This is a genomic window from Streptomyces niveus (assembly GCF_001723055.1).
GTDB classification, from domain to species: Bacteria; Actinomycetota; Actinomycetes; order Streptomycetales; family Streptomycetaceae; genus Streptomyces; species Streptomyces niveus.
The window spans coordinates 58,835-76,716 of the sequence record NZ_MDCR01000036.1 but is presented as its reverse complement, the minus strand read 5'-3'; the positions used below and the strand labels follow the sequence as shown (position 1 = coordinate 76,716).

Here is a 17,882-nt window from a genome sequence, read left to right as displayed (position 1 = left end):
CGCGCCGTGCGGCCCCGGCCCGCCGCGCGTCGCCTGCTCCAGGCTGTACGCGCGGAGGTAACCGACGACGGTGTTGGTGACGGCAACCAGCGGCACGGCGACGACCGCTCCGCCGATACCGGCGACCAGTCCGCCCGTGGCGACGGCCAGTACGACGGCCAGCGGATGCACCCGTACCGCGCGGCCGAGGATGAACGGCTGGAGGATGTGGCCCTCGATCTGCTGGACGGCGAGGACCACGATCAGCACCATCAGTGCCGTGAACACGTCCTGGGTGACCAGCGAGACGACGACGGCGAGCGCGCCCGAGATGACCGCGCCGACGAGCGGGATGAAGGCGCCGAGGAAGATGAAGACCGCCAGCGGCACCGCCAGCGGGACGTCGAGGAAGTAGAGCCCGAGACCGATGAAGACCGCGTCGATCAGCGCGACTATCAGGGTGCCGCGTACGTAGGCGGTGAGCGTGCGCCAGGCGCGCGGTCCGGCCCCCGCGAGGCCCGGACGGGCGGCGGCGGGCGCCAGTTTGAGCGACCACTGCCAGATGCGCTTCCCGTCGTACAGCAGGAAGAGGGTGGCGAACACGGCGAGCAGCAGCCCGGTCAGCAGCTCGACCACCACGGTCACGCCCTGGATGCCGGCGGAGGTGATCTCCTCGGTGTTGGTGCCGATGGCGTCGCTGAGGCTCTTCGCGAGGTCGCTGATCTGCTGTTCGGTCACATGGAAGGGGCTGTTGAGCAGCCAGCGCTTCAGTTCCTCGATGCCGTCCGTGACCCGTTCGGAGAGCACGTCGATGTTGTCGACGACCTGCCAGACCACGAACCAGCCTATGAGCCCCATGATGACGAAGCCGGAGACGGCCGTCACGGCGGTGGCCACACCGCGCGGCAGGCCCCACTTCTTGAGTCTGGCGACGGTGGGCTGGAGGAGCGCGGTGACGAGCAGCGCGCCGACGAAGGCCATCACCACGAGCTGCACGGCGCTGATGATCTTCATCAACACCCAGAGCATGCCCGCCAGTACGAGCAGTCGCCACGCGGCCTCGGCGGCGACCCGCATGCCCCACGGAATCGCGGCGGCCGGCTCGGGTTTGGCGGCGACGCTCGGCGCGTAGTCCGGCGGCGCCGGGACACTGTCCCGTACGGTGCCGCCGCCCGGCACGTCGTCCGCGTCGGCCTCCGCCCTGCGCTCCCCCAACCGCTCTCCGAGCTGGGTCAGTTCGGCTCCGACCCGGCCGAGCCACCCCGGCAGTTTCGACATCCTTTGATCCTTCTTCCCCCGAGTCGTCCTGCCTGACGGTACACGCGCAAAGCCCCTCTCCGTGAGACGGAGAGGGGCTTCACAAGGTTGAGCGCCGACGGCGGGAAAAGTCCGGCGGGTGGTACGGAGTGCCTAGTACCAGTTGTTGGCCTGCCAGAACGACCAGGCGCCGCACGGGCTGCCGTAGCGGTCGTTCATGTAGTTCAGGCCCCACTTGATCTGGGTGGCCGGGTTGGTCTGCCAGTCGGCGCCGGCGGAGGCCATCTTGGAACCGGGGAGCGCCTGGACCAGACCGTAGGCACCCGAGGACGGGTTCTGCGCCTTGTAGTTCCAGGTGGACTCGTGGTTCACGATGTTGCTGAAGCACTGGTACTGGTCGCCGGGGATCATCTGGCGTGCCATCGCCTGGACTTCGGCGACCGAGTACGAGCTCTGCACCGAGAAGTCGGAGGAGTCACGCGTCGCCGAACGGCTGGCACGCTCCTTCTCCGCCTTGGCCTCGCGCTCCTTCTCGGCCGCCTCGTCCTCGGCGGCCTGCTTCTTCGCCTTGGCGTCCTTGGCGGCCTGGATACGAGCCGATTCCTCGGCGGACTTCTTCGCTGCCACGTCGGCGGCATTGGCCTGCGCGTCGGCCTGCTGCGTCAACGACGCGGTCTGCACCTGGGCGTGCTGACCCGCGGGGATGTCTGCGAGGAGCGTCGTGTCAGCTGCGGTCGCCTCGAAATTGTCGTCCGAGGCCTGGGGAGCGCCCGAAGCGACTCCCACGACTGCGCCGACGGTGGTGACCGCAGTAGCTGATGCCACGGCGAATCCCCGGACCGAGATCCGGCTCACACGGTTTCCTTCCAGCAGCGTCCGTGTACGTGACCTCACGGATGCAATCGTGCCCCTGGCGCTGGTCTCCGTACCGCACGTCACGGGAGACACGGGCCCGTCGGCAACTCCCGTGGTGGAAGCACCGGATGAAGCTCGGGCGGCATACGACGTCGAATGTGGAGTTGTGGTGGTGCCGCATCCCTGAAGATGCACGGGTGTCGTATGCGGGGCCTGACGGAAGCAAGACTCTGCCGGACGCCGACACCGCAGGGCAATTCTTCGTTGCGTGGGATAGCTCACACCCCGTTTGCCACACCAGTTTCACGGAAATGGCGGCGCGGCACAGCGCCGCCCGGCTAGGCTCTTACGGCCTTGCCGGGCGGCGCCAACTACCGCATTCAGGCGGAGAACTAACCTTCCTCCAGCATTTCGGTCACGAGCGCGGCGATGGGCGAGCGCTCGGAGCGGTTGAGGGTGACGTGCGCGAAGAGCGGATGGCCCTTGAGCTTCTCGACCACGGCGACCACTCCGTCGTACCTGCCCACCCGCAAGTTGTCGCGCTGCGCCACGTCATGGGTCAGCACCACACGGGAGTTGGCCCCGATCCGGGAGAGAACGGTCAGCAGAACGTTCCGCTCCAGCGACTGGGCCTCGTCGACGATGACGTACGCGTCGTGCAGCGAACGTCCGCGGATGTGCGTCAGCGGCAGCACTTCGAGCATGCCGCGCCCCAGCACCTCCTCGATCACCTCACGGCCGGCGACGGCCGACAGGGTGTCGAAGACCGCCTGCGCCCACGGGCTCATCTTCTCGGCCTCGGTGCCCGGCAGATAGCCCAGCTCCTGCCCGCCCACCGCGTACAGCGGCCGGAAGACCATCACCTTCTTGTGCTGACGCCGCTCCAGGACGGCCTCCAGGCCCGCGCAGAGGGCCAGCGCCGACTTGCCGGTGCCCGCGCGCCCGCCCATCGAGACGATGCCGATGTCCGGGTCCTGGAGCAGTTCGAGCGCGATGCGCTGCTCGGCGCTGCGGCCGTGGATCCCGAAGGCGTCCCGGTCACCCCTGACGAGCTTCACGTTGCCCTCGGGCGTGATGCGGCCGAGCGCCTTGCCCCGGTCGGACTGGAGGACCAGTCCGGTGTGCACGGGCAGGTCGGCCAGCTCCGGCACGTAGAGCGTCTCCTCGGAGAAGAGGAGGTCCACCTGCTCGGCCGAGAGCGCCATCTCGCTCATACCGGTCCAGCCGGAATCGGTGATGGCCAGCTCGGCGCGGTACTCCTCGGCGAGGAGTCCGACCGACGAGGCCTTGATGCGCAGCGGCAGGTCCTTGGAGACGACGGTGACGTCGTACCCCTCGGCCTGGAGGTTGCGCGCCACCGCGAGGATCCGCGAGTCGTTGTCCCCCAATCGGAAGCCGGCGGGAAGGACGCCGGGATCGGAGTGGTTGAGCTCGACGCGCAGCGTGCCGCCCAGGTCGCCCAGCGGGATGGGGGCGTCGAGGCGGCCGTACCGGATACGGAAGTCGTCCAGCAGGCGCAGGGCCTGCCGGGCGAAGTATCCGAGCTCCGGATGGTGCCTCTTGGCCTCCAACTCCGTGATCACCACGATCGGCAGCACGACCTCGTGCTCGTCGAAGCGGGACATGGCGTTCGGATCGGCCAGCAGGACGCTGGTGTCGAGAACATAGGTGCGCCTGTCGGGCATGCGGCGCTTTGTGCTGGTCACCACGGAAGGACGTACCCCCTCGGACGAGGTCGGAATACGACGGCGTCACGGGCTGTGGTCGCCCGCCCAGGCCGCGCTTTGGTAGTCCCGCCTGCCCTGCGACGCCCGGCACGCGCACTCGCTGCGTTGTCGGAGTCGCCCAAGTACGTCCAGTACGAGGGCGACCCTCCGCCTTGCGATTGCACGCACCGGACGCCGCAGGGCCCGCCCTTCGGGCGGACGGCGCTACTTCCACAACGCGGCCTGGCGGCGGACGGCGGACCGGACTCGGGCCCAAGTGCGCGGGCCGAGGACCGGCCCTCCACGGCGCCCGTACGCGTCACCGTACGATCGTCCTGGTGCAAAGGGCCTCCCGGGCGGACGGCTGTGGGCCGACCGCTGAGATTCGGCGCCCGCCGTCATCGCTGACGGTTCTGCTCGGACGCCGACCTGTGGAGAGGTATTCCCTCGAACGTCCGCCGCCATGCCACGGCATATGACGGACAGCGCGTGAACCTCGGATGACGAGTCGGTCAGCCGCCCGCGCACGCCGTGCGCCGCCGGGTCCTGCGGGCGCCGGGGCGCATTCCGGGGAGGGGTATCCGAAGGCTTGGGGGGACGGGCTCAGGCGCCGTAGCGCCGGTGTCGTGCCGCGTAGTCACGGAGCGCTCGCAGAAAGTCGACCTTGCGGAAAGCCGGCCAGAAGACTTCGCAGAAGTAGTACTCCGAATGGGCGCTCTGCCACAGCATGAAGCCTGACAGGCGCGTCTCCCCGCTCGTCCTGATCACCAGGTCGGGGTCGGGCTGGCCGCGGGTGTAGAGGTGCGAGGCGATCAGGTCCGTGTCGACGATCTCGGCGAGCTCTTCGAAAGAGGTGCCCTTGCTCGCGTGGTCCACGAGCATGGAGCGGACGGCGTCGGCGATCTCCTGCCGGCCGCCGTAGCCGACGGCGACATTCACCAGTATTCCGGTGTTGCCGTGCGTGGCCTGCTCGGCCTCCTTGAGGACGGTCTGCGTACGAGCGGGAAGCAGGTCCATCGTGCCGACGTGATGGACACGCCAGCGGCCGTCGGCGGCCAGGTCGCGCACGGCGTTCTCGACGATGCCCAGGAGCGGGATCAGCTCGTCCTCGGAGCGCTCGAAGTTGTCCGTGGACAGCAGCCACAGGGTGACCACCTCGACGTCCGTCTCGTCGCACCAGCCGAGCAGCTCCTGGATCTTGCTGGCACCCGCCTTGTGGCCCTGTTCGGTGGTCCCCCCGGAAGCCTTGGCCCAGCGGCGGTTCCCGTCGAGGATGACGCCGATGTGCTTGGGCAGCCCTTGGGTGTGATCGAGGCGCCTCTCCACCCGGCGTGCGTAGAGCCTGTACACCAGGTCGCGCAGGTTCACTGAGTCCACCTCTCGATTTCTGATGGGGACCGCCCGCCGGGCGGACCGCGGGGCCGCCCATGACCGCGGGGAGGGCCGTCCGCGTAACGGGGGACCGCCCGTGGCACCCGAGGCCGTCACATTACTGCGCGGGCGGCATGACGGCCCAACCCGGTCTGTCACAAGTACGTGATAGGGAAGGACTCGTGACTGAATCCGCCTCTTTCCTCGCAGCCGACGACCGGTACGACTCCATGGAGTACCGCCGCAGCGGACGCAGCGGTCTCAAGCTGCCCGCCCTCTCCCTCGGCCTCTGGCACAACTTCGGTGACGACCGGACCCTCGACTCGCAGCGCGCCATCCTGCGCCGCGCCTTCGACCTCGGCGTCACGCACTTCGACCTGGCGAACAACTACGGTCCCCCGGCCGGGTCGGCCGAGCTCAATTTCGGCAAGCTCTTCGCCCAGGACTTCGCGGCCTACCGGGACGAGTTGATCATCTCGACCAAGGCCGGTTATCTGATGCACCCGGGCCCCTACGGGGAGTGGGGTTCGCGTAAGTATCTGACGTCGTCGCTGGACGCCTCTTTGAAGAGGATGGGCCTCGACTACGTCGACATCTTCTACTCGCACCGCTTCGACCCGCACACGCCTCTTGAGGAGACGATGGGCGCGCTGGCGTCCGCGGTGCGGCAGGGCAAGGCGCTGTACGTGGGTGTGTCGTCGTACAACGCGGAGCAGACCGCCGAGGCGGCGCGGCTGTTGAAGGAGATGGGCGTGCCCGCGCTCATCCACCAGCCCTCGTACTCGATGATCAACCGCTGGATCGAGAGCGACGGTCTGCTCGACACCCTGGAGGCGGCCGGCATGGGCTGCATCTCCTTCGTGCCGCTGGCGCAGGGCCTGTTGACCAACAAGTACCTGAAGGGAATTCCGGAGGGGTCGCGGGCCACGCAGGGCAAGTCCCTGGACCCGGGGCTGCTGTCGGACGAGGTCGTACGGAGGCTGAACGGGCTCGACGCGATCGCGCGCGGGCGCGGTCAGTCGCTGGCGCAGCTGGCGATCAGCTGGGTGCTGCGCGACGAGCGGATGACGTCGGCGCTGATCGGCGCGTCCAGCGTGAAGCAGTTGGACGAGAACGTCGCGGCGCTGTCCGGGGCAACGTTGTCGGCCGAGGAGTTGAAGGAGATCGACTCCTTCGCCGTGGACACCGAGGGCACCAACATCTGGGCCGGGCGGAACTGACCGCGAGCCGGCGGCGGGGCCGAAAGCCGGTCTGTCCGGCGCCGGATGAGGTGCGGAGACAGAAAACGGGCCGGTCCGTGGGGGGGGGATACGGACCGGCCCGAGGGGGGGTTTCCACCATAACCCTTCGTAAGTGGTGCCGCGTGCCACCCAGGACCACCGCTACGCTCCGGAGTTGCCGGATTGCTGCGTCCAACACATAGAACGCCCTGGACAGCGGGCCTGAGCGCGCTGTCCAGGGCTTTTGAATGGCGAGAAGTCGCCACCCGATGGGAGTAGTCGACGCGACGGCGACCGCCGTGTCGAGGCGGCGGGTGAATCCAAATGCGGACGAGGGCTGACCTGAAGGCTCCCTAGGGTTCCCCGTATGACGACGAGGAACATCGAGTCCACGGCCGGGACCGGGACCGTACGCGTGACCTGGGCCGCGGCAAACGCCCGGCGGCTGGCGAGGCAGGGCCTCACCGCGCCCGTGGACGGCGGCCCCGCCGCCGTCGCCGGCGCCATGGTCGGCGCCCACGCGCAGGTCCTGTCGGCGGCCGAACTGTCCGTCGCGCTGAGGCTGGACGGCGGCGCGACGCGCGAGTCGGTGCGGACCGCGCTGTGGGAGGACGGCAGCCTGGTCAAGACGTTCGGCCCGCGCGGCACCGTCCATCTGCTGCCCTCCGCCGACCTGCCGCTGTGGACCGGCGCGCTCTCCGCGCTGCCCGCCGGACGCAACCCCCTGCCGCAGAGCGTGCGCATGAGCGAGGAGGAGACGGACCAGGTCGTCGACGCCATCGCCGACGCGCTGGCGGACGACGACCTGACCGTAGACGAGTTGACCGACGAGATCGTGGGGCGCACGGGCACGTGGGCCGGGGACCGGGTCATGGACGCGTTCCAGACGAAGTGGCCCAGGTGGCGGCAGATGACCCACACGGCGGCGCACCGGGGCGCGCTCTGCTTCGGGCCCAACCGGGGGCGGAAGGTCACGTACACCAACCCGCACCGGCTGCTGCCGGGGTTCACCCCGCAGGCGGGGCCCGCGGCGCTGGCCGGGCTGGTGGAGCGGCATCTGTACGCGTACGGTCCGGCGACCCCGCAGCACTTCGCCAAGTGGCTGGCGGCGCCCGTCCGTTGGGCCGTGGAGCTGTTCGACAGGCTCGCGGCGGAGGGCCGGACCGAGCGGGTCGAGTACGAGGGCGGCCCGGCGTGGGTGGTGGCGGGTGACACCGGCTTCCCGGCGGAGCGGCCGGCTCCGGGCATCCGCCTCCTGCCCTACTTCGACGCCTTCACCATCGCCTCCCAGCCCCGGACGCGGCTCTTCGCGGGCGCGGCGTACGAACGGGCGCTCGCCGGCGGGCAGGCCGGGAACTTCCCCGTACTGCTGATCGACGGGGTCGTCGCCGGGGTGTGGCACCAGCGCCGCTCCGGGAAGTGGCTCGACGTGACGGTGGAACCGCTGCCCGGCACGCTGACCGCCGGGCGGCGCAAGGAACTTGAGGAGCAGGTGGAGCGGACGGGCGAGATCCTTCAGGGCACACCACGGCTGACGGTCGGGCCGGTGTCGGTGGGCGCGCACGCGTAGACGCGCGCGAGGCCTCTCTCAGGAGGGCTTGACCGCCTCGATCAGGAAGCGGGTCGTGGTGGCCACGAAGGGGCCTTCGGTCTCGATACGGCGGTGCAGGGCGGCGAGTCGGTCCCGGTATCCGTCGACCGTGAACCCGGGCACCATCCAGATCACCTTCCGCAGGAAGTAGACGACGGCGCCGATGTCGTGGAACTCGGTGCGCAGCGACGCCGTCCGCAGATCCACCACGTCGAGCCCCACCGCTTGGGCAGCCGCCCTGGCCAGTTCGGGGTCACGCGCGGTGTAGCTGTCGGGCGGCAGCGGTCCCAGGAAGTACTCGACCAGTTCGAAGACGCTGGCCGGGCCGACCTCCTGGGAGAAGTAACGGCCGCCGGGCCGGAGGACACGGGCGATCTCCGTCCACCACACCTTTACCGGGTGGCGGCTGACGACCAGATCGAACGCCTCGTCCGCGAAGGGCAGCGGCGGTTCGTTGTGGTCGCTCACGACGGCCACGCCGAGAGGGTGCAGGAGGGTGGTGGCGCGGGCGACGTTCGGCGGCCACGCCTCGGTGGCCACGGTCAGCGGCGGCAACTCCGGTACGGAGGCGAGGACTTCACCGCCGCCGGTCTGGATGTCGAGCGCGGCGGTGGCACGGCCCATCCGCTCGGCCATGGAGCGGGCGTAGCCCCACGGAGGCCGCTCCTCCGTCGCCCGCCCGTCCAGCCAGGAGAAGTCCCAGCCGTCGACGGAGACGGCGTCGGCCTCGGCGATCAGCTCGTCGAAGGTACGGGGGTGGGGGCGGCGGCCCGGCTCGGTGGACATGAGTGGATCGTGGCAGGAACGCCGTACGGCCGCGAACGGTTTAGGCGGCGCGGGCTAGGCGGCGAGTGCGCCCAGTGCCACGCCGACCAGCGCCCCGGCGATCATGAAGGGGCCGAAGGGGATCGCGGACTTACGGTTCGCCCGGCGCAGGGCCATCAGCCCGAGCCCGTACAGCGAGCCGAACAGGAACCCGGCGAACGCGCCGACGAACAGCAGCAGCCAGCCGTACCAGCCGAGCACGACACCGAGCGAGAGCGCGAGCTTGACGTCGCCGAAACCCATGCCGTTCGGGTTGATCAGGAAGAGGACGAAGTAGCAGGCGCCGAGGGCGAGTCCGCCCAGGAGCGCGGTCGGCCAGGAGCCGCCGGCGTCCGGGAGGAGTGCGGCGATCCCGAGCAGCGCGGCGGAGGCCGCGGCGAGCGGGAGGGTCAGCTGGTCGGGGAGGCGGTGCACGTTGCGGTCGACGAGGGCGAGCAGGACGGCGAAGGGGGCGAGCAGCAGCCAGACGGCGAGTTCGGGGCGGGGGCCGGTGGCGGCGGCGAGCGCGCCGCAGACGAGGGCGGTGACGAGGACGACGGGGAGCGACGGGGCGTAGCGCGCGCCGCGCAGGACGGGCTCGGGGGGATCAGACGTGTCGCTCGCCGGGGCCTCGCCGGTGCTCGGCAGCGCGGCCTCGCCCGCCTCCCCGCGCTCCGGGGAACGCCCCGGGGACGCGCCGGCCACGGAGTCCGTACGCCCGTACCTGTCCGGCACCACGCCCGCCGCCGCGCACGTCGCGCAACCGGCCGTCCCCAGCCAGCCGTTGGCGGGCCCGGTGATCGGGTGCCCGGCCTCGCAGCTGTCGCGGTACGCGGCCTCCGGCTCGACGGAGAGCCGGTACGCGGCGCGCGGCAGGAGCAGCCCGGTGGCTGAGCCCCAGAGGACGGCGACGACGATCAGCGTGGCGTACACAGGGTCGACCTTAGAGCGGTCCACGGCGCGGCTCATAGGTCCAGGGGCCCATATCCGACCGCCCCGGGCCCAGGGCCTGTCGAGCGGGAGGAGAACCGTGCGGTGGGGTCGTATGGTCGGCGCCATGGGCAAATGGCAGAACGGCAAGGGCAGACTGACGGTCGAGGGACGGGACGAGCCGGTGGAGCTGGAGATCGCCGCCTCGTACGGCACGCGGCGGCGCGGCCTGCTCGGGCGGACCGGGCTCGACGGCGCGCTGCTGATCACGCCGTGCAGCAGTGTGCACACCTTCCGGATGGGCTTCACGATCGATGTGGCGTATCTGGACAAGGAGTTGAGGGTCGTGGACGTCCACACCCTGAAGCCCGGCCGGCTGCCGCTGCCCCGGTTGCGGGCCCGGCATGTGCTGGAGGCGGAGGCGGGCGCGATGGAGCGGTGGGGTGTGCGTCCGGGCGTACGGCTGACGGTGGACGCGTAATCCCGCGCCACGCCGCCTACTTGAGCTTCGCCGCCTGGGTGGCGAGCAGGATCGACGGGATCTCGGGGGTGGCGGTGCCCTCCAGGTTGGCGGTGTAGAAGGTCGCGACCGTGCCGCCCACGCGTACGACATGGAACACCAGCGGCACCGGGTCGCCCTCGAAGTCGCCCGTCACCTGGTACGCGAGAGTGTCGTCGCCCGCCTTGGGGACGTCGATGCGCTTGACGGCCGAGTACGTCGAACTGCTGCCCGCGCCGCTCCCCTTGAAGCCGTTCTCGCAGGCCTTGACCGCGTCGCCCAGCCGGCTGAGCAGGCTGACGGCGCCCTGGGTGCCGTGGGTGGTGAGGAATTCGGAGATGGCGGGCCGGCCGGTCTTCGCGCCGAGGAGCTGACGGTAGACGGCCGCCGACGCCACGGGCTCGGGCTTGCCGTTGATCATCGCGGTGAGCGGGGCGCAGGCCGGATCGTCGGCGTTCTCGCCCTGCGCGGGCGGCCCGTCCATCGGATCGACCTTGAACGTCGACACGTCGCCCGTGGCCAGCACCGCGGCGGCCAGCTCGGTCTCGGTCAGCTCCCTGCCGCCACCGGCCCCGACGCCCTTCACCTTGGGATCGACCGTCTTCGGCTGCTCCTCCAGGGGCGGGGGCTCCGAGACCTGGCCCGGGTCCTTCGGGTCGTTCGTCTCCGCCGTGGCGTCGGCGGTGGTGTCCGGCTTCGCCGGCTTGTCGCCGTCACCGCCTCCGCTGTCCGCGCCGCCGCAGGCGGTGGTGAGCCCCAGCACGAGCGCGGCCAGGGCGGCCCCGGCCGCGCTCGTGCGGCGTGATGTACCCGTGGTGCGTGTCCTCATCGCGATCCCCTCTCGCTCTCCGCCGGCCGGTACGGGCCCCTCTATCCGCGCTGGGTTCACCGCACCGCCGCGACGCCTCGGCGCAGTCCGAGGGCCACGGCCGCCGCGTTCTCCCGGAAGAAGCCGACCCGCTCCATGAAGGCGCGCTCCGACGGGACCATGGCGAGGAGGGTGGTCAACAGCGCGTGGGCGGCGCGCAGTTGGGCCTCGGTCGCGGGCAGGTACAGGGAGTGGTTCGGATCGTGCTCGCCGGCGAACAGCACCGCCAGCCCGGCGCCCGCCTCACCGAGGACGAACCGCCGCTGTTCCGGATCGGGCAGCAGTTCCCCGAAGGCGTCGGTGGCGCGGCGCAGCAGTTCGAGCTGCGAGGGAGTGAGGCGTACCTCCAGGCCGTGGTCCGTACGGCTGACGGGCACCCGATTCCTCATACCGGCAGCCCCGAACCGAGCAGCCCCGAGCGCAGCAGACGCGCCGTCCGCAGGACGGTCTCGCGGAAGTCCCCGACCCGCTCGACGAACTCCTCCTCGGCCCAGTCGACGGTCGGCAGCGAGGTGAGGATCCCGTACACCGCGTGCAGCTGCGCGAACGTCAGCTCCACCGGTCCCGGCACCACGTCGTCGTACGGCGCGTCCACTTGGAGCGGCAGGGCGAGCGCCCGGACGGCGTCGTCGGCGCCGGTGACGAGGGCCCGGACGGCGGCGGACTCCTCCTGGTACGAGAAGACGACGACCGCCCTGCGCAACAGATGGAACTGACTGTCGTCCACCATCAGGACATACCGCCCGTCCTCCGGGCCGCGCCGGATCTCCACCTCGTTGGTCATCAGCTGCGCTTCGCTCCCTTGCTGTAGAGGCGGTCGAACTCCGCCCGGGACATCTTGTAGCCGTGGATCATCGTGCCGTTCTTGAGGATGACCACGCCCTTCTCGTCATCGTAGAGAGCGTCCGACTGGGAATTCGGCCTCTTGGGGTCCGGCGGCCGGGCGTCGTGGTGGGTGAATTCCTTGTCCTTGAACTTCGCGAAGTACTCGGCCATCTTCGTCGGATCGCCGTTCGTGCCCGGAATGATGTGGTCCTCGGCGTTCTTGACCCGCTGCGCGGCCTGCTCGGGGGTCTCGCCCTCCACCGGCTGGTCCTTGGACTTGATGCGCTTGACGTTGTAGTCCACGCCGTCCGCGATGTCGGCGCCGTGGGCCTTGTCGATCTGCTCGTGCTTCTTGTCCGTGATGCCGTACTCCGGATCCTCGTCGTAGTCCGGGTTGTCGCACGGGTCGTTGTTGTGGACGAGCGCTTCCTGGGCGCCGACACCCACGTAGTACGTGTGGATGCCCTCGACGGACAGGTCGTACGTCGTCTGCCGACGTGTGTAGCGGTCGGCGTCCAGGACCCGGAGCGCCTGGCCCGCGGACGTACGGAAGGTCGCGCCCGGCCCGATGTCCCCGGCGTCCGCCCAGCGCCGCTGGTCGCTCAGCCAGAACGGGTGCGTGTCGGTGGCCGTGATGGTGGCCGGTCCGCCGCGTGTGGCGACGGTGAGGCGGGTGAAGTCCTTGTCGTCGTGGGTGGTGATGGTGCGCACGACACGGCGGGCGGTGGTCAGACCGCTGACCGGGTCGGTGACCGTGACCCGTTGGCCGGTGCGTACGGTCTCGATCGGAATGCGGCGCCCGTCGGCGAGCAGGACCGAAGTCCCGCGCAGGAAGCTGTGATTGACGGCGCACTTGTCCGGCTTGTCTTTGGGTTTGCCCTTGTTCTCCTGGTCGAGTCTCCGTTTCGCGTCGGCGAGTCTGTCCTCGGCGTCGTCGACACGTTTACGGTTCTTGATCAGGCCTTTGAGACCGTCGTACAGATCCCCGCCGTGTTTCTTGAGCTTCTTGACCAGCTCGACGGCTTTCTTCCACTTCCACGGAGCCCCGTACTTGGCCGCCAGCTTCCCCACGGCGCCGCCCACAATGCTGAGAAGCACATTGATCAGGGTCTCCGTACAGGCGCCCATGTCGCCCTTGGTGATGCAGTCCAGCGCATCGGTGATACCGAGCTCGTCGGCCAGGATCCTGGCGAGTTCCTTCGCCGCTTCCTTCGCCTTGTCGGAATCGCTCTTCTCGGCCGCCTGGGCGTCCTGAAGCTCTTTCAGCGCGGCTTCGTAGTCCAACTCGGTCTGGGACTTCCCACCGCCATCGCCGCCACCGCTGTCACCGTCGCCGGACTCGGAATCGACCCCGGCCGGAACGTCCTCACCGTCGCCCTCATCCCCCTCGGCGACCGAACCGCTCCCGCCACCGCAGTCACCACCGCCGGTGATCCTGCACACCTGCGTGCTGATCCCCTCGGCGAGCGCGGGCCCAACCCCCGTCCCCACCAACGCACCCACGATCGCGGCCACCACGACGACCAGGCCGACGTACTCGATGGCTCCCTGGCCCCGCTGCGACCTACGCAACGCGCCCAGCAGACGCGTGTCCGTGCGCCACCTCGGCCGTACACGACGCAACCGACGCATGACCCACTCCCCCCGGCAGTCAGCCTCTGCCCGTAAAGGACTACAGAAACGGGCCGCGCAGTTCCCTCGAAAGCGCCATGCGCCTGTCATTCACCGCGCGAATTCTCCTCGTGTTTCGGCACCGGTCGGCGCGGAACCAGAGAAAACCCGCCGGCATCGATTCAGCGATGCCGGCGGGCTTGCCCTGCGGAGGTCGTGGGGGATTACTCTCCGCCGCCAAGGATCTCGTCCACCGTGTTCGACAGGCCCTCGGCGATCGACTCGTCGACGCCCGAACCGACGATCGCCGCGATGATCAGCGCCACCAGCACGATGACACCGACGTACTCGACCGCGCCCTGACCCTTGTCGCTCCGCCGCTTGATCGCCGTGACGGCGGTGTTCGTCCACGTACCGACGTAGACCTTGACGTTGGTGGCGGCCTTCAGCGTGACGTTCGACATGAGATTCCCCTTTGTGTCGGCCGGCCGTCTACCGGCCGACTCGTACGAGTCCTCGATGCCGCCCGCGCTTCCGGCTTCCTCCTGGCCGGACTCGCTGGCGACATGAGAAACGTACGACCGCACCACACCCACCGACATGGGCCCCAAGGCCCAACCCCAGGCCCAATGGACGGATTGGGCCCGCCCTCCGCCCGGCCTTGTGGACGCCCGGCAATCGACGGACCGGTAATGATCGACCCGTATCGACGCATACAGAAAGCCCGGCAGATCCTGAGATCTGCCGGGCTTCTGACCAGCACGTTCAACTCTTGTGGGGCTAACAGGATTTGAACCTGTGGCCTCATCCTTATCAGGGATGCGCTCTAACCAACTGAGCTATAGCCCCGCGCTGCCCCTGAAGATTAGCGCACTCCAGGGCCAGTCCCAAAATCGATAAGGAGGCCGCCCCCGCCCTCTCGCCCGGCTTCCTACTCGTCCTCGGCGAGCGTCAGCTCGACGCCGCCCACGAAGCCCGCCGACAGGTTGTAGATGAAGGATCCGAGCGTCGCCAGAGCGGTCGCCAGCACCACGTCGATCACGGCGATCACCGAGGTGAAGATGAGCACACGCGGCAGCGAGAGGAACGACTGCAGGTCGAAGCCGTTGCTCTCGTTCGAGCCCGTCGCCTCGCTGATCGTCCCGCCCACCGTCGAGAAGACGCCCATCGCGTCCATGACCATCCACAGCACCGCCGCCGCGATGACCGTGCACACGCCGAGCGCGATGGAGAGCAGGAAGCTGACCTTCATCACCGACCACGGGTCGGCCTTCGCCACCCGCAGCCGGGCCTTGCGCGTACGCGGAGTCGTACGCGCCCCCGTGCGCGGCAGGCGTACGCCCGCCGTCGTGGACGGCCGGCCGCCGCTCGTGGCCGTCTGTCCGGGCTGGCCCGCGCCCGTGCCCGGTCCTTGGCCTTGGCCTTGGCCGAGCTGGACGTGCGGCTGGGCCTGCGACGGCTGGGCGGCGGATCGCTGCCGTCCGCCCTGCGTGCCCCCGCCCTGTGTCCCCCCGCCCGACGGCGTCGGATACGCCTGCGGCGGGTGGTACGGCTGCGCAGCCTGCTGCTGCGGCTGCTCGGATCCGTACGTCTCATAGGGGGGCTTCTGCCCCCGGGTGTCGGTCACCGTAACCCCCTGGGACTCCGTGGCAGGGCCACGGGCACCGTTCGCTCCGGAAGCGGCCGATTCGGCGCCCGTGGCTCCACTCACGCTGTCTACTCCTCGTGCTCCGCAGCCGGGGCCCGTGTGCCCTCGGCGTCCTCGGCAGGCGCGGCCACGTCGGTCGCCGGAGTCTCGTCGGCATCATCGCCGACAACCCCTTCGACCTCTTCAGCCTCACGACCGGCCTCGGCATTACGAGCGATGCCGACCACGGCATCGCGCTTGCCCAGGTTGATCAGTTGGACACCCATCGTGTCACGGCCCGTCTCCCTGACTTCGTTGACTCGCGTGCGAATCACACCGCCGCCCAGGGTGATGGCGAGGATCTCGTCCGTCTCCTCCACCACCAGCGCACCGACCAGCGACCCGCGGTCCTCCACGATCTTCGCGGCCTTGATACCGAGGCCGCCACGTCCTTGGACGCGATACTCGTCGACGTTGGTTCGCTTCGCGTAGCCGCCGTCTGTAGCAGTGAACACGAACGTACCGGGCCGCACCACATTCATCGACAGCAGTTCGTCCCCTTCGCGGAAACTCATGCCCTTCACACCAGATGTCGCCCGGCCCATCGGACGCAGCGAGTCGTCCGTCGCGGTGAACCGGATCGACTGCGCCTTCCTACTGATGAGCAGCAGATCGTCGTCCGCCGACACCAGTTCGGCACCGATCAGTTCATCGTCCGCCCCCGAGTCCGTCTCACGGAGGTTGATCGCGATCACACCGCCGGAACGGGGCGAATCGTAATCCTTCAGAGACGTCTTCTTCACCAGACCGGCCTTGGTGGCCAGAACCAGATACGGCGCCGCCTCGTAGTCCCGTACGGCGAGGATCTGCGCGATCTTCTCGTCCGGCTGGAACGCCAGCAGGTTGGCCACGTGCTGGCCCCGCGCGTCCCGGCCGGCGTCGGGCAGCTCGTACGCCTTCGCCCGGTACACCCGGCCCTTGTTCGTGAAGAACAGCAGCCAGTGGTGCGTCGTCGACACGAAGAAGTGGTCCACGATGTCGTCCGACTTGAGCTTCGTGCCGCGCACGCCCTTGCCGCCGCGCTTCTGCGAGCGGTAGTCGTCGGTCTTCGTACGCTTCACATAGCCGCCACGCGAGATGGTGACGACGATGTCCTCCTCGGCGATCAGGTCCTCGATGGACATGTCACCGTCGAACGGCACCAGCTTGGAACGCCGGTCGTCGCCGAACTTGTCGACGATCACCGCCAGTTCCTCGCTGACGATCTGCCGCTGCCGCTCGGGCGAGGCGAGGATCGCGTTGTACTCGTTGATCTTCGCCTGGAGTTCGTCGTGCTCGGCGACGATCTTCTGCCGCTCCAGCGCGGCCAGCCGGCGCAGCTGCATCTCCAGGATCGCGTTCGCCTGGATCTCGTCGATCGACAGCAGCGTCATCAGGCCACCGCGCGCCGTCTCGACGGTGTCGCTGCGCCGGATCAGCGCGATGACCTCGTCGATGGCGTCCAGCGCCTTGAGCAGACCGCGCAGGATGTGCGCGCGCTCCTCGGCCTTGCGCAGCCGGAACCGCGTACGCCGGATGATGACCTCGATCTGGTGCGTCACCCAGTGCCGGATGAACGCGTCGATCGACAGCGTGCGCGGCACACCGTCCACCAGCGCCAGCATGTTCGCGCCGAAGTTCGTCTGCAGGTCGGTGTGCTTGTACAGGTTGTTCAGCACGACCTTGGCGACCGCGTCGCGCTTGAGCACGACCACCAGCCGCTGCCCCGTACGCGAGGACGTCTCGTCGCGGACGTCGGCGATGCCGCCGACCTTGCCGTCCTTCACCAGGTCGGCGATCTTCTGCGCGAGGTTGTCGGGGTTGGTCTGGTACGGCAGCTCCGTGACGACCAGGCACTGCCTGTTCTGGATCTCCTCGACCGCGACGACCGCGCGCATCGTGATCGAGCCACGGCCCGTGCGGTACGCCTCCTCGATGCCCCGGCGGCCCACGACCAGCGCGCCGGACGGGAAGTCCGGGCCCTTGATGCGCTCGATCAGCGCGTCCAGCAGCTCCTCGTGCGAGGCCTCCGGGTGCTCCAGCGCCCACTGCGCGCCCGCGGCGACCTCGCGCAGGTTGTGCGGCGGGATGTTGGTGGCCATACCGACCGCGATCCCGGCCGAGCCGTTGATCAGCAGGTTCGGGAAGCGCGACGGCAGGACCGTCGGCTCCTGGTTACGCCCGTCGTAGTTGTCCGTGAAGTCGACGGTCTCCTCGTCGATGTCCCGGAGCATCTCCATCGACTGCGGCATCAGCTTGCACTCGGTGTACCGCATGGCGGCGGCCGGGTCGTTGCCGGGAGAGCCGAAGTTGCCGTTGGAGTCCACCAGCGGCATCCGCATCGACCACGGCTGCGCGAGACGGACCAGCGCGTCGTAGATCGAGGAGTCGCCGTGCGGGTGGTAGGTGCCCATGACGTCACCGACGACGCGGGCGCACTTGTAGAAGCCCTTCTCGGGCCGGTAGCCGCCGTCGTACATCGCGTACAGCACCCGGCGGTGGACGGGCTTCAGACCGTCCCGTACGTCGGGCAGCGCACGCGACACGATGACGGACATCGCGTAGTCGAGATACGAGCGCTGCATCTCCGTCTCGAGCCCCACGGGCTCGACACGCATGCCCACACCTTCTACGGCGGGCACCTCTTCGGGCATCACAGGAGTGTTCTCGTCGGCCATTGCTGGTCAGTGTTCCTTTCGG

At 69.3% G+C, this 17,882-nt stretch carries 16 protein-coding genes and 1 tRNA gene; 3 read left to right on the top strand and 14 right to left on the bottom strand.

Annotated features, from left to right (window positions below; translation table 11 throughout):
- From BHU15_RS05310 to BHU15_RS05295, 4 genes are all read right to left on the bottom strand, one after another.
- The coding region (locus tag BHU15_RS05310; RefSeq protein ID WP_069626085.1) for an AI-2E family transporter at positions 1 to 1,257 on the bottom strand (1,257 nt) is incomplete at its 3' end.
- 132 nt (positions 1,258 to 1,389) lie between these two features.
- The gene (locus BHU15_RS05305) at positions 1,390 to 2,091 is read right to left on the bottom strand and encodes an aggregation-promoting factor C-terminal-like domain-containing protein (RefSeq protein WP_023538981.1); all 702 of its coding nucleotides are present in this window, start codon (positions 2,089 to 2,091) and stop codon (positions 1,390 to 1,392) included.
- A 392-nt stretch (positions 2,092 to 2,483) separates the two neighbouring features.
- Positions 2,484 to 3,800 (bottom strand): RNA 5'-3' helicase PhoH2, encoded by a 1,317-nt coding sequence (phoH2, locus tag BHU15_RS05300; RefSeq protein ID WP_031229767.1) that lies wholly within the window; start codon positions 3,798 to 3,800, stop codon positions 2,484 to 2,486.
- Positions 3,801 to 4,400: 600 nt separating this feature from the next.
- Positions 4,401 to 5,165, bottom strand: coding sequence for an isoprenyl transferase (locus BHU15_RS05295; protein WP_023538983.1), 765 nt, complete (start codon positions 5,163 to 5,165; stop codon positions 4,401 to 4,403).
- 185 nt (positions 5,166 to 5,350) lie between these two features.
- Between BHU15_RS05295 and mgrA the strand changes: the two genes are divergently transcribed.
- Together mgrA and BHU15_RS05285 are read left to right on the top strand one after the other, a co-directional pair.
- Positions 5,351 to 6,388 carry an L-glyceraldehyde 3-phosphate reductase gene (mgrA, locus tag BHU15_RS05290; protein ID WP_069626084.1) on the top strand — a complete coding sequence of 346 codons (1,038 nt, stop codon included), beginning with the start codon at positions 5,351 to 5,353 and terminating at the stop codon, positions 6,386 to 6,388.
- Between the two features lie 367 nt (positions 6,389 to 6,755).
- Positions 6,756 to 7,958, top strand: a complete 1,203-nt coding sequence (locus BHU15_RS05285) for a winged helix DNA-binding domain-containing protein (RefSeq protein WP_069626083.1) — start codon at positions 6,756 to 6,758, stop codon at positions 7,956 to 7,958.
- 18 nt (positions 7,959 to 7,976) lie between these two features.
- Here the strand turns inward: BHU15_RS05285 and BHU15_RS05280 are convergent, their stop codons facing one another.
- Positions 7,977 to 8,765 (bottom strand): class I SAM-dependent methyltransferase, encoded by a 789-nt coding sequence (locus BHU15_RS05280; RefSeq protein WP_069626082.1) that lies wholly within the window; start codon positions 8,763 to 8,765, stop codon positions 7,977 to 7,979.
- A 54-nt stretch (positions 8,766 to 8,819) separates the two neighbouring features.
- Positions 8,820 to 9,716, bottom strand: a complete 897-nt coding sequence (locus BHU15_RS05275; protein ID WP_069626081.1) for a prepilin peptidase — start codon at positions 9,714 to 9,716, stop codon at positions 8,820 to 8,822.
- Positions 9,717 to 9,840: 124 nt separating this feature from the next.
- On the opposite strand from BHU15_RS05275, the gene BHU15_RS05270 reads away from it, so the two are divergent.
- The gene (locus BHU15_RS05270) at positions 9,841 to 10,194 is read left to right on the top strand and encodes a DUF192 domain-containing protein (RefSeq protein WP_069626092.1); all 354 of its coding nucleotides are present in this window, start codon (positions 9,841 to 9,843) and stop codon (positions 10,192 to 10,194) included.
- Positions 10,195 to 10,210: 16 nt separating this feature from the next.
- Here the strand turns inward: BHU15_RS05270 and BHU15_RS05265 are convergent, their stop codons facing one another.
- From BHU15_RS05265 to gyrA, 8 genes are all read right to left on the bottom strand, one after another.
- Positions 10,211 to 11,041, bottom strand: coding sequence for a hypothetical protein (locus BHU15_RS05265; protein ID WP_069626080.1), 831 nt, complete (start codon positions 11,039 to 11,041; stop codon positions 10,211 to 10,213).
- Positions 11,042 to 11,097: 56 nt separating this feature from the next.
- Positions 11,098 to 11,469, bottom strand: coding sequence for a hypothetical protein (locus BHU15_RS05260; protein ID WP_135066601.1), 372 nt, complete (start codon positions 11,467 to 11,469; stop codon positions 11,098 to 11,100).
- The gene (locus tag BHU15_RS05255) at positions 11,466 to 11,864 is read right to left on the bottom strand and encodes a hypothetical protein (RefSeq protein ID WP_069626078.1); all 399 of its coding nucleotides are present in this window, start codon (positions 11,862 to 11,864) and stop codon (positions 11,466 to 11,468) included. Before BHU15_RS05255 ends, BHU15_RS05260 begins: the two co-directional genes overlap by 4 nt.
- The gene (locus BHU15_RS05250) at positions 11,864 to 13,477 is read right to left on the bottom strand and encodes a Hint domain-containing protein (protein ID WP_069626077.1); all 1,614 of its coding nucleotides are present in this window, start codon (positions 13,475 to 13,477) and stop codon (positions 11,864 to 11,866) included. The genes BHU15_RS05255 and BHU15_RS05250 overlap by 1 nt, the downstream gene beginning before the upstream one ends.
- Before the next feature lie 263 nt (positions 13,478 to 13,740).
- Positions 13,741 to 13,980, bottom strand: a complete 240-nt coding sequence (locus tag BHU15_RS05245) for a hypothetical protein (RefSeq protein ID WP_069626091.1) — start codon at positions 13,978 to 13,980, stop codon at positions 13,741 to 13,743.
- Between the two features lie 311 nt (positions 13,981 to 14,291).
- Positions 14,292 to 14,365 (bottom strand) — tRNA-Ile (locus BHU15_RS05240).
- Between the two features lie 82 nt (positions 14,366 to 14,447).
- Positions 14,448 to 15,143: a DUF3566 domain-containing protein gene (locus BHU15_RS05235; protein ID WP_069626076.1), complete on the bottom strand. Its 696-nt coding sequence runs from the start codon at positions 15,141 to 15,143 to the stop codon at positions 14,448 to 14,450.
- Positions 15,144 to 15,232: 89 nt separating this feature from the next.
- A complete protein-coding gene (gyrA, locus tag BHU15_RS05230; RefSeq protein ID WP_069626075.1) occupies positions 15,233 to 17,860 on the bottom strand; it encodes a DNA gyrase subunit A in 2,628 nt (875 codons plus the stop codon).
- Positions 17,861 to 17,882: the final 22 nt, after the last annotated feature.

Coding starts and splice junctions, on each gene's coding strand:
- BHU15_RS05285 (WP_069626083.1), top strand. CDS start 6,756: ATGACGACGAGGAACATCGAGTCCACGGCCGGGACCGGGACCGTACGC.
- BHU15_RS05265 (WP_069626080.1), bottom strand. CDS start 11,041: ATGAGGACACGCACCACGGGTACATCACGCCGCACGAGCGCGGCCGGG.
- BHU15_RS05280 (WP_069626082.1), bottom strand. CDS start 8,765: ATGTCCACCGAGCCGGGCCGCCGCCCCCACCCCCGTACCTTCGACGAG.
- BHU15_RS05260 (WP_135066601.1), bottom strand. CDS start 11,469: ATGAGGAATCGGGTGCCCGTCAGCCGTACGGACCACGGCCTGGAGGTA.
- BHU15_RS05255 (WP_069626078.1), bottom strand. CDS start 11,864: ATGACCAACGAGGTGGAGATCCGGCGCGGCCCGGAGGACGGGCGGTAT.
- gyrA (WP_069626075.1), bottom strand. CDS start 17,860: ATGGCCGACGAGAACACTCCTGTGATGCCCGAAGAGGTGCCCGCCGTA.
- BHU15_RS05270 (WP_069626092.1), top strand. CDS start 9,841: ATGGGCAAATGGCAGAACGGCAAGGGCAGACTGACGGTCGAGGGACGG.
- BHU15_RS05245 (WP_069626091.1), bottom strand. CDS start 13,980: ATGTCGAACGTCACGCTGAAGGCCGCCACCAACGTCAAGGTCTACGTC.